11 protein-coding genes are annotated in these 11,188 nt (G+C 65.1%); 8 read left to right on the top strand and 3 right to left on the bottom strand.

Annotated features, from left to right (window positions below):
• The first annotated feature begins 41 nt into the window (after positions 1-41).
• Entirely contained in the window at positions 42-1,196 is a 1,155-nt protein-coding gene (locus tag VH571_RS08550) for a glutamate--cysteine ligase (protein WP_423264155.1), read from the top strand.
• A gap of 30 nt (positions 1,197-1,226) precedes the next feature.
• Here VH571_RS08550 and ffh read toward each other — a convergent pair whose 3' ends face one another.
• Together ffh and ftsY are read right to left on the bottom strand one after the other, a co-directional pair.
• On the bottom strand, positions 1,227-2,789 hold the full coding sequence (ffh, locus tag VH571_RS08555; protein ID WP_423264156.1) for a signal recognition particle protein: 1,563 nt from the start codon (positions 2,787-2,789) through the stop codon (positions 1,227-1,229).
• 398 nt (positions 2,790-3,187) lie between these two features.
• The gene (gene ftsY, locus VH571_RS08560; RefSeq protein ID WP_055958824.1) at positions 3,188-4,057 is read right to left on the bottom strand and encodes a signal recognition particle-docking protein FtsY; all 870 of its coding nucleotides are present in this window, start codon (positions 4,055-4,057) and stop codon (positions 3,188-3,190) included.
• Positions 4,058-4,299: 242 nt separating this feature from the next.
• Between ftsY and VH571_RS08565 the strand changes: the two genes are divergently transcribed.
• The 7 genes from VH571_RS08565 (at position 4,300) to VH571_RS08595 (ending at position 9,901) form a co-directional block, all read left to right on the top strand.
• Positions 4,300-5,301, top strand: a complete 1,002-nt coding sequence (locus VH571_RS08565) for a TerC family protein (protein ID WP_423264157.1) — start codon at positions 4,300-4,302, stop codon at positions 5,299-5,301.
• 77 nt (positions 5,302-5,378) lie between these two features.
• On the top strand, positions 5,379-6,008 hold the full coding sequence (locus VH571_RS08570; RefSeq protein WP_423264158.1) for a histidine phosphatase family protein: 630 nt from the start codon (positions 5,379-5,381) through the stop codon (positions 6,006-6,008).
• 157 nt (positions 6,009-6,165) lie between these two features.
• The gene (locus VH571_RS08575; protein ID WP_423264159.1) at positions 6,166-6,456 is read left to right on the top strand and encodes a hypothetical protein; all 291 of its coding nucleotides are present in this window, start codon (positions 6,166-6,168) and stop codon (positions 6,454-6,456) included.
• Entirely contained in the window at positions 6,453-8,384 is a 1,932-nt protein-coding gene (locus VH571_RS08580; protein WP_423264160.1) for an alpha/beta hydrolase, read from the top strand. Before VH571_RS08575 ends, VH571_RS08580 begins: the two co-directional genes overlap by 4 nt.
• A 233-nt stretch (positions 8,385-8,617) precedes the next feature.
• Positions 8,618-8,971 carry a hypothetical protein gene (locus VH571_RS08585; RefSeq protein WP_423264162.1) on the top strand — a complete coding sequence of 118 codons (354 nt, stop codon included), beginning with the start codon at positions 8,618-8,620 and terminating at the stop codon, positions 8,969-8,971.
• A gap of 4 nt (positions 8,972-8,975) precedes the next feature.
• Positions 8,976-9,482: a hypothetical protein gene (locus VH571_RS08590; protein WP_423264164.1), complete on the top strand. Its 507-nt coding sequence runs from the start codon at positions 8,976-8,978 to the stop codon at positions 9,480-9,482.
• Positions 9,483-9,703: 221 nt separating this feature from the next.
• Positions 9,704-9,901, top strand: coding sequence for a hypothetical protein (locus VH571_RS08595; protein WP_423264165.1), 198 nt, complete (start codon positions 9,704-9,706; stop codon positions 9,899-9,901).
• 261 nt (positions 9,902-10,162) lie between these two features.
• Here the strand turns inward: VH571_RS08595 and VH571_RS08600 are convergent, their stop codons facing one another.
• Positions 10,163-11,185, bottom strand: a complete 1,023-nt coding sequence (locus VH571_RS08600) for a PrsW family glutamic-type intramembrane protease (RefSeq protein WP_423264167.1) — start codon at positions 11,183-11,185, stop codon at positions 10,163-10,165.
• Between the last annotated feature and the right edge of the window lie 3 nt (positions 11,186-11,188).

Below are 11,188 nucleotides of genomic sequence, written 5' to 3' on the forward strand. Positions count from 1 at the left end.
CCATTGCACGTTCCAGGGGCCAGGGCTGGCAGGATTAACGCATGAAAGCACCGCAGCCCATTCCGTTCGCGTCGTCGGAGCGGTCGACGCTCGGTCTCGAATGGGAGTTGGCTCTCGTCGATCGGGCGAGCGGCGAACTCGCGCCACACGCACCCGCGATCCTCCCGGCTCTGCGTCACCTGAACGACGACGGCGATCGCGTGACCAAGGAGCTCCTGACGAACACGGTCGAGATCGTGACCGGGGTGCACCACCGGGTCGACCAGGCGATCGCCGACCTCACCGGCACGATCGACCTCGTGCGCGCCGAAGCGGAGATCCTGAACGCCGACCTCATGTGCGCCGGAACGCATCCGTTCAGCCAGTGGTTCCAGCAGGACATCACCCCCGGCTCCGAACGCTACGAGACGCTGATCGACCGGACCCGCTGGTGGGGCCGACAGATGATGATCTGGGGCGTCCACGCTCACGTCGGCATCGAGGATCACCGCAAGGTGCTCCCGATCCTGAACGCCCTGCTCACCTACCTCCCCCACTTCCAGGTGCTCAGCGCATCGAGCCCGTTCTGGGTCGGCGAGTCGACGGGATACGCCTCCAACCGGGCGATGATGTTCCAGCAACTGCCCACCGCGGGGCTGCCACCCCAGTTCGACTCGTACGCCGAGTACGAGGCGATGGTCGCCGACATGACCCACACCGGCGTGATCGACGACTTCTCCGAACTGCGGTGGGACGTCCGCCCCTCACCGAAGTGGGGAACCCTCGAGGTGCGCGTCTTCGATGGCATCTCGAGCGTCGCCGAAGTCGCGGGTGTCGCGGCTCTCGTACAGTGCCTCGTCGACGACCTCTCCGAGCGCCTCGACCACGGCCAGGAACTCCCCCGCATGCAGCCCTGGTTCGTTCGCGAGAACAAGTGGCGCGCCGCCCGCTACGGCATGGACGCCATCGTGATCCAGAACTCCGAGGGAGACGAGCGCCTCGTCACCGACGACACGATCGACCTGCTGGCCCGGCTCGAGCCGGCAGCCGAGCGTCTCGGGTGCGAGGCCGAGCTGCAGTCGGTGCGGACGATCATCGACGGAGGGGCCTCGTATCAGCGCCAGCTGGCAGTGGCCGCCCGGAACGAGGGATCGCTGAGGGCCGTCGTCGCATCCCTCGTCGCCGAACTTCGCGACGGGGTGACGGCGACCCGGTAGACGCGCTCGAAACGCCGAGCCCGCTCGGGCCTAGCGGCCGAGGAACTTCTGGAGGCTCGCAAGCTCTTCTTCGGTCGGAGCTGCCTGGCCCTTGCGGCCGCCAAGACCGAAGCCGCCACCGGTGGGTGCCGCGGGCGCAGCCTTCTCACCACTGGCGATCCGAGCGTTCTCTGCCGCGCGCTTCGCCGGGTTGCCCGCCTTGGATCCTTTTTTCTTGGCGACCTGTTTGCGGCCGCCGCCGAATCCGGCACCGGGGATCGGCCCCATTCCAGGCACCTGAGGCACGCCGCCCTTCGCCACGGTCTTCATCATCTTCGCGGCCTGCTCGAAGCGATTGACGAGCTGGTTGACCTCGGTAACGGTCGAGCCGGCACCCTTGGCGATACGGAGGCGACGCGACCCGTTGAGGAGCTTGTAGTTGGCCCGCTCGGCCTTCGTCATCGACTGGATGATCGCCTCGGTGCGGACGATCTCGCTCTCGTCGAAGTTGTCGAGCTGCTCGCGCATGCCCTTCGCCCCGGGAAGCATGCTGAGCATGCCCTTGATGGAGCCCATGTTGCGGAGCTGCTGCATCTGCTTGAGGAAGTCGTCGAGCGTGAAGCTGTCGGTGGCGAACTTCTCGGCCATCTCGCGCGCTTCGGCCTCGTCGAAGGCGCCCTGCGCCTGCTCGATGAGGGTGAGGATGTCACCGAGGTCGAGGATGCGAGACGCCATGCGGTCGGGATGGAACGGCTCGAACTCGTCGAGCCCCTCACCCGTCGAGGCGAACATGATCGGGCGGCCCGTCACGTGCGCGACGCTCAGGGCTGCACCACCGCGGGCATCACCGTCGAGCTTTGTGAGCACCACGCCGGTAAAGTCGACGCCCTCTTGGAAGGCTTTGGCCGTGGCGACGGCGTCTTGACCGATCATCGCGTCGATGACGAAAAGCACCTCGTCGGGATCGACGGCCTTGCGGATGTTGGCAGCCTGCTTCATCATGTCGGCGTCGACGCCGAGGCGACCGGCCGTGTCGACGATGACGGTGTCGTAGAGCTTGTCGGCGGCGAACTTCACGCCGTTCTTCGCGACCTTGACCGGGTCGCCGACACCGTTGCCGGGCTCGGGCGCGAACACCGGCACGCCGGCCTGCTCACCGACGACCTGCAGCTGCGTCACGGCGTTAGGGCGCTGGAGGTCGGAGGCCACGAGGAGGGGCGTGTGGCCCTCTTTCTTCAGCCACTTCGCGAGCTTGCCCGCGAGCGTCGTCTTACCGGCACCCTGGAGACCGGCCAGCATGATGACGGTCGGCGGGCGCTTCGAGAACTCGAGGCGACGCTGCTCGCCACCGAGGATGCCGACGAGCTCTTCGTTGACGATCTGGACGACCTGCTGAGCCGGATTCAGCGCCTTGTTGACCTCGTCGCCGAGAGCACGTTCGCGGATCGCCGCGGTGAACGACTTGACGACGTCGAGGGCGACGTCGGCGTCGAGCAGGGCACGCCGGATCTCGCGGACGGTGCCGTCGACGTCGGCCGGGCTGAGTTTGCCCTTGCCGCGGAGGTTTTTGAGGGTTTCCGCGAGGCGGTCAGAGAGGGATCCGAAGGTTGCCATGGTGCTCCGATCTTAACGCACTCGTGCCCGCGCCGAATTCGAAGGAGATTCGTGCAGGCGACCCCGGCCGATCCGCATGCCGTTGTCGGACCGAGAGGGTTTCTCCTTCAAATTCGGAGGCGGACCCGAACCAGCTTGCAGCGCCGGACGGCCGGAGCTTGTCGAAGGCCCGGCGCCGTCGGCGTGAGTCGCACCGCCCGCACAACGGCGGTATCTCGGCGCGATGGCGTTGATCGGGGGCGGCAGCGCCGGACGGCCGGAGCTTGTCGAAGGCCCGGCGCCGCTGGCGTGAGTCGCACCGCCCGCACGACGGAGGTATCTCGGCGCCATAGCGTTGATCGGCGGCCGCAGCGCCGGACGGCCGGAGCTTGTCGAAGGCCCGGCGCCGCCGGCGCCGATCAACCAATCAAATTCTGCACGAACACGTGCGGGGTGAAACCCGTCAAGTCGCCGATCTTCTCCCCCTGCCCGACGAGCTTGATCGGAATTCCGGTCTGCTCCTGCACGGCGAGCACGAACCCGCCTCGGGCCGATCCGTCGAGTTTGGTGAGCACGAGGCCGGTCACTCCCGCGTGCTCGATGAATGCCTGCGCCTGCGCGAGGCCGTTCTGCCCGGTGGTCGCGTCGAGCACCAGGAGCACCTCGGCGATCTCGGACTGCTTCTCGACGACGCGCTTGATCTTGCCGAGCTCGTCCATGAGCCCGGACTTGGTCTGGAGGCGACCGGCGGTGTCGATGATGACGATCTCGATGCCTTCGCGCTTGGCGAGGTCAACAGTCTGAAAGGCGACGGACGCAGGATCCTGCCCCTGTGCCTGGGGCTTGACGATCTGCACCCCTGCGCGTTCTGCCCAGGTCGCCAGCTGCTCGACCGCTGCCGCTCGGAAGGTGTCGGCCGCGCCCACCACGACTGTGCGGTCGTAGTTGCGGAGGAACTTGGCGAACTTGCCGATGGTCGTGGTCTTGCCGACTCCATTGACGCCGACGACGAGTACGACGGCCGGGCGATTCGTGAGCTTGAGGGTGGAGTCGAGCTTGGAGAGGCGCTCTTCGAGGGTCTCGCGGAGCATGCGGCGGAGATCGGCCGGGTCGGTCGTGTTGTAGCGCGCGACCTTCTCGCGCAGGTCTTCGGTGATCTGCTCGGTGACGTCGGGCCCGAAGTCGGCACCGATGAGGGAGGTCTCGAGGTCGTCCCAGGTGGTGTCGTCGATCGTCTTGCGGGCGAAAACGCCTCGGAGGGCACCGGAGAGGGACCAGGGATTTGCCATGCCTGCAACTTTAGCCGGGAGGCTTGCCTCGGTAATCGTCGTCACGTAGCGTGGTCTTCGTTGAAGGGGAGTATTCCCAACGCGGCGGTGTCGTCAATACGTTCCAGGAAGATCTGGTTCCGTACCGTCGGCCCTGATCCAGGTCGTCACAGTCCTGGCCAGGGTGTTAGAGACCTTCAGTGAATCGCCCTGCCTAAACGACCCGTAGAACGGCGTGCAGGGCCCTGCACTGAAAGAGTCCAATGGAAACCTCTCTTCTCGTCTGGCTGATCACGATCGCCGGCATCCTCGGCCTTCTGATCTTCGACTTCTATAGCCACGTCAAGACGCCGCACGAACCGACCATTCGCGAGTCGGCCACCTGGTCGATCGTCTATATCGCGATCGCCATCCTGTTCGGTGTCGGCGTCGGTGTCTTCGGCGGCTGGACCTCCGGCGGCGAGTACTTCGCCGGGTACATCACCGAGAAGGCGTTGAGCGTCGACAACCTCTTCGTCTTCCTCATCATCATGACGAGCTTCGCCGTGCCGCGGATCTACCAGCAGAAAGTGCTGCTCGTCGGTATCGGAATCGCGCTTCTGTCGCGTGGTGTGTTCATCGCTCTCGGTGTCACGATCATCGAAAACTTCTCCTGGGTCTTCTACCTGTTCGGCATCCTGCTGTTCTGGCTCGCGTACAGCCAGGTCAAGGGCGGACACGACGGCGATGAGAAGGACGAGGCCGATAGCCGCCTGATCCGGATCCTGCGCCGCATCGTCCCTACCAGCGACGACTACGTCGAAGACCGCCTGACCACCCGTGTCAACGGCCGTCGCCTGTTCACTCCGCTCTTCCTGGTGATGCTGGCCATCGGTCTGACCGACGTGCTGTTCGCGCTCGACTCGATCCCGGCGATCTTCGGCCTGACCCAAGACCCCTACATCGTGTTCACCGCGAACGCGTTCTCGCTCCTCGGACTGCGTCAGCTGTACTTCTTGATTTCGGGCCTGCTCGAGAAGCTCGTCTACCTTGCGCAGGGCCTCGCCGTGATCCTCGCGTTCATCGGTGTGAAGCTCCTGTTCCACGCCCTGCACGTGAACGAAGTACCCTTTATCAATGGCGGTCGTCCCATCGAATGGATCCCCGAGATCCCCATCTGGTTCTCTCTCGGGTTCATCGTGCTCACGATCGCGGTCTCGACGATCCTCAGCCTTCGCAAGTCGGCCCAGATCGAGCGAGCCGACGAGGTCGCAGCGAAGCAGTAGTTTCCCGGCCTCGGTAGCCGAAATCCACCGACGGATCCGAGGGCCCCACGGCCCTCGGATCTTTCGTGTTGCGGGCCTTGCCCGACACGAACGACCACGAGAAGAAGACCGATCGCATGCGCCTCGAACTGATCCGACACGGACAGACCGACTGGAACCTCCACGACCAGCTGCAGGGGTCGAGCAATACTCCCCTGAACGACACGGGGCGGGCCCAGGCTCACACCGCCGCCGCGCTCCTTGCGCCCTACGATTGGGCGGCGATCGTGTCGTCTCCCCTCTCCCGGGCTCGCGAGACAGCTGAGATCATCGCCGCCGAGCTCGGCATCGAGCTCGGCGCGGCCTACCCGGAGCTCATCGAGCGCGACTACGCCTCGCGTGAGGGTACCGTGGCGACGTCGAAGATCCCGGACGAGCCGGACGAAGACTTTCCTGACATCGAGCCTCGCGAGTCGGTTGCGCGGCGCGGCATCGGCGCGCTCGAAGACATCCGCGACACGCGCCTTCCGCTCGACGGCGACGACAGCAACATCGTCGTGGTGTGCCACGGCACGATCATCCGGTTCACCCTGTCGGCGATCCTCGGCTTCGAGGTCGGCCACATCGACAACGCGGCGGCGAACACGGTCGAGTGGGCGAACGGCGAATGGCGCGTTCTGACGGTCAACGGCGCCCCCGTCGAGGAGATCGTGCGCAGCGACGTCTGAGGGCGAGCGACGCCTGAGGAGGAGCGACGCCTGAGGCAGCGGGAGGCCCGGCAGGCAGTGGAAGCCCCGAAATCGTAGGTCTAAGTGCCTACGTCGGGGGCCGGATCCTGCGCCCTTACTTGGGTAACGTGGTGAGTGACACGAGATCGGGGGATCTATGGCTGACTACCGCGTCGATCCTGATGTGGTGCAGGGCGCCGCGTCGAGCCTGAGCGCCGGCGCCGATTCCGGGCCGAGTGGATTCGTGACCGAGGCCTGGGATGTGGGTAGTTCGCGGGTCACCGGCGTTCTCGACACCGACGGCGACAAGTTCCACACCCTCTGGCGCACGACGAACGACGCCACCATGGCCCTCGCCACGAGCGCGACCAAGGCCGTCGAGACGTACCGCACGACCGAAGACGGTGTTGCGGCGGCGTCATCCGATGCGGGCGGGGGCTCGCGATGAGCGACTGGACCGACGACGATCCCGGTGCTGGCGACCTGTCGACACTAGACAACCGGGCGCAGAAACTCGCGCTGCAGGCGCAGCACGCCGGCGAGATGCAGGCGCTCGTGCAGCAGCAGGAGGCCGTCGTCGCCGGGGCGTGGACGGGCACCGGCCACGATGGGTGGGCGAACAAGGCCGCTCAGACCACCGTCGCGTGGGCGACCCTGCAGACCTGGGCCTGGAACGAGCAGGCCGCTCTCGGCCGTTACGTCGAGGCCGTCACCAGCATAAAAACGCGTGCCGACCGACAGAAAGGCCTTCTGGCCGACGCGAAGGCGGACGCGACGAGAGCCGAACAGGCGACGAGCGTGTCGCAGGCGGTGTCGTCCCCTCAAGGATCCGGCCTGCCGTCTCCCTCCCCCGGCCCGTCTCCCTCGATCGCCCCGGAACAGCTCGCCCTCGAACAGGCGCAGTCCTCCTATCTCAGTGCCATGAAAGCGCTTGCGGCAGAGCGTCAGGCAGCCGACGACGCCCTCGTCGCGAGCATCCGCGACGCCTACGTCGAAGTCACCGCGGCCGGAACGCCGGTGTTGCCGGCCGGGCTGACCGAGGAGTCGCTCGCGGGAATGACGCCGACGACCCTCCTGACGACGCTGAGTTCACTCTCGGCCACGGACCTCGCCGACCTGATGGCCGCCGAACCCGCGATCGCCCAAGACTTCTGGAACAACCCGCCCGAGGCCTCGACCGCGTCGAGCTGGTGGGCGGCCCTTTCTGACGATCAGCGTGCTGCCCTCCTCGCCGGGGCGCCGTCGGTGATCGGCAACCTCGGTGGCGTGCCCTACGCCGACCGCATAGTCGCCAACCAGAACCAGCTCGATCAGGCGGCGGCACGGAGCGACCTCACCAAGGCGCAGCAGGGGACGGTCGATCAGGCTAATAAGACGTTGGGGAGCGGCGGTCACTCGGGTCGCGCCCCCCGTGGCTTGGTCGATCTCAACCTCGAGAACAAGCCGCCGCTCGCGGCAGTATCCATCGGTGACCTGGATACGGCAGACAAGGTCACGTGGTCCGTGCCCGGTATGAACACTGCCGCACAAGACTCCTTATGGGGCTGGACCGGAGCCACATCGAATCTGCAGCAGCAACAAGAACAAGTCGATCCAGGTTCACACGCGGCTGTTTCCTGGTTGGGCTATGACACCCCGGGGCTCCCAGAGAGCCTGAACGACCCATTTTCCGAACAGAGTGTTCTCATGAACACGTTGGCTGTTCGAGGCTCACGACGCCTGGCGGTCGAACTGGACGCGTTCCACGACGCACGCTCGGTAAATGGAAATTCACCCGCCTCAATAAATGTCGTGGCGCATTCGTATGGGACAACAACGACTGCTTATGCCCTAACTAAAACGAGGTACGCGGTGGACACTGTGACGTTTGTCGCTTCAGCAGGCATAGATGCGACGGTCATTCCGGACGCGTCTGCGCTGAATGTGCGCTCTGTCGGCGAACAGCCCCAAGTTTTCGCTACTCAGGCTCGGGCAGACGTCGTTGCGACCATCGGGCGGGACGTGGATCCGCACGACCTGGGCACGATCCTCAACGCACTGGGAAACAGCGGACAGTCCGGGATACCACCGGTACCGCAGTTAATCGAGGTTCCCCAAAATCATCGCATTAACCCAGATGACGACTTCGGGGCGATCCGCTACGACTCGGACGGGTATGACGTCGGAACCACCCATCTCAGAGCGACGGGAGGGCACGACGCTATCGGTTCGGGCGAGACGTTTTCGGCTCCGAAGGGCGGTGGCTACCTCGACAAGGGGACGCAGTCACTTCTGAACACTGCAATCGCTACGACCGGAAATCACCAGTTTCTCGAGACACCGCTCGCTGAGCCGACCCCGTCACCCCAAGCCCCTCCGACTCCCCCTGCGAAGTAGCAGCTTCGCCCCGCGCGTCGCATACGGTAGGTCCAGACATGACTTCAACATCACCCCTCAGGCCCAGCCCGTCACCGAATCTGCGGCGGCGACGGGCCTGGATAGCCGTAGCTATCACATCCGTTTTCATTCTTGCCCTGATCGGAGTCGTAGCCGTGATAAACAGAGCTCAACCAAATCCTGTCTCCCTCGCCGAGCCGAAAGACGCGTATCTGCTGCAGCTAGAGGAGACGATGGCTGCTGCAGGCGGATCCTGGACTTTCGAAGACGGCAAGACGGCCTTCTCTCAAGAAATAGCCGAGACTTATACGCCCGAGCCCTGCCTGAGTTCGTCGAGCGATGAGTTGCAGTACCAGATCAATACAGTCGGCCCAGGTCGCACCGACGTCGGACACTCGGTCGACCTCGTGACGGCCGATTGGAAACAACGCGGTTACAGTGTGCGGACAGTCGCTCCACCAAACCCAAGCATCTCCAATAACACCGAGATTGCAGCAGACCTACCGGACGGCGGCACCATCGTCTATAGCGTCTCCACCAGACGGAGCAGCATTGACTCGCAAAGCCGTTGCTTCGCTCAGGAGTAGAAGCGTGATTGGCCGCCGTGGGGTGATGGTCGCTGGCGGTTCGACGCTCGTACTCGGCACCGCGCTGGCTCTTGCAGCGGTAGCGGGAAGTAGCGAACGGCCGAGTAGTCCTTCTGTCGATTCGAGCGCGAGCGTACGCAACACCTTCCTCGACAACGTGTCGGATTCCCTTTCCGTCGCCGGCGGTGCCTGGACCTTTGAGAATAAAACGACCCCCTTTTCACTGGCACGAGCTCGGACACATACTCCCGTGGAATGCCTTTCGGACAGCACGACAGAGCAATACGACCTTGCGCTGTATGGGGATCCACCCAAGGATCCGAGAACTGCCGCCCGGGCACTGGCCGACCACTGGACCGAGCGAGGGTTTAAGGTCACCACCGTGGTTGACAATGCTGACGGCATAGAGCTTCGGGCCGACACACCTGACGGATCGCTTCTCGACTACGCCGCGTCAACCAGCCTCAGCTCGCTGGTGTTCCAAAGCGCGTGCGTAAAATCGGTCGGGTAGCCGCATGACCAGGTCGGCTCTCGGATGCACAACCACGAAGGTGATGAGACAGCCGTGACCGGGCAGTCATCGTGCCCTTGACGCGCCTGCACGGCCTGCTTGCGGTGGGCGGCATCCTCTCAGTCGCTACAGCCGGGGTGATAACGATCGTTCTCCTGCGGCCACCAAACACATCCCTCGTAACGGCCTCCGCGCCACCGCACGAGGTATTCCTCGATCACGTGACCGATGCGATCGCGGTATCCGGCGGCCAGTGGACATTAGGAGACAAGACGACACCGTTCTCCGTTAGTGAAGCCCGGAAAGACAAGCCTCAGGAGTGCCTCTCGGATTCATCGGCCGAGCAGTACGACCTCGGCCTTTTCGGCCCGGCCTCGGACGACCCCGCGAAGACGATCGACGAGATGACTCGCCATTAGCAGGATCTCGGCTACACCGTCGAGTCTGTAGCCGACACGAGTCACGACATGGAGATCACCGCATCGGTTCCTGACGGCCCGACTCTCAACTTCTTCGCGTCGACCGGCGTCACATCGCTCATTACGCAGAGCCCGTGCGTGAAGGCGGAGGGGTAGCAGCGCCCTAATCCCGTCTGCCGTGAGGCACCCCCGGATGGCCAAATAACCCCGAGATGCCAGCCCGAAAGTGGCCAGGCGGGGGTGCGTCGGCGTGGAGCGGCGTCAGGCGCGGGTGTGCGGGGCAGGCGGCGCCCACGACGGCGCGGCCGGGGGCGGGAACGCAGGATCCTGCGGCAGCGAAACCGAGCCACCACCCGGGGGCGCCGCCAGCCACCACAGCACCCGTGAGTGGAATGCGTGCCGGGCGCGGCGGGCGACTTTGATCCAGAGGAGCCCGGAGCCGACGATGATGCCCGGGTAAATCACGAGCACGACGAGCGGGGCCAGCACGAGCTGGAGGCGCGGGGGCACGATCTGGAGGAGCCCCGCCGAGGCATCCCAGAGGCCGTGGGCAAAGCTGACGGCGAGGTACGCAGCGATGACAAGCGGACGAACGCGGAACCGGCCATTTTTCGACGCTGCGAACAAGGCCGCACCGAGCAAGGCCGTGTAGAGCGGATGCAGTAGCGGCGTCAGAAGGCCACGCACCGGCACGAGCACGAGGGCCGACAGGATCGGCGTCAGGTGGAGTAGCTCGGGCGGGTGCTGGTAGAAGTTGACGGCGTAGGCCAGGTCTTCGAGCGCGGCGAAGCCGAGACCGACTGCGCCGCCGAGAAACAGCCCGTTGCGCATGCTCTTGTCCCGGAGCTTGTACGAGACGGCGACGACCGCGATGATCTTCGCGAGCTCTTCGGTGATGCCGGCCAGGGCGAGCACCGTCAGCGTCGGGGCCGATCCCCCACCGGTGAGCTTCAGCACGGAGCTGTCGAGGGTGGAGCCGAGCGCGACCGCGATCAGGCCGCCGAGGCCGAAGGCGAGCAACAGGCGCGACAGGCTCATCGTGTCGCGAGGCACGAGTCGGTAGGCCATCGTGTAGACGAATGACGCGGCGACGGTGACGGCTCCCACGAGAAGTCCGACAGTGACGGCGGCGCCGTTGTCGAGTAGCAGACCGCCGACCAGGATCAAGAAGACGAAGAGGACAGCTCCGACGGCGGCGATCCAGAGTCCGCCGAAGCGGCCGATCCAACGATCGACGGGCTTCTCGCCGACGAGCCAGATCGGCGGTGGCCAGTTGGTGCGCATCAC

The organism is Frondihabitans sp. 4ASC-45, assembly GCF_049472575.1.
In the GTDB taxonomy this organism is placed as follows: domain Bacteria; phylum Actinomycetota; class Actinomycetes; order Actinomycetales; family Microbacteriaceae; genus Frondihabitans.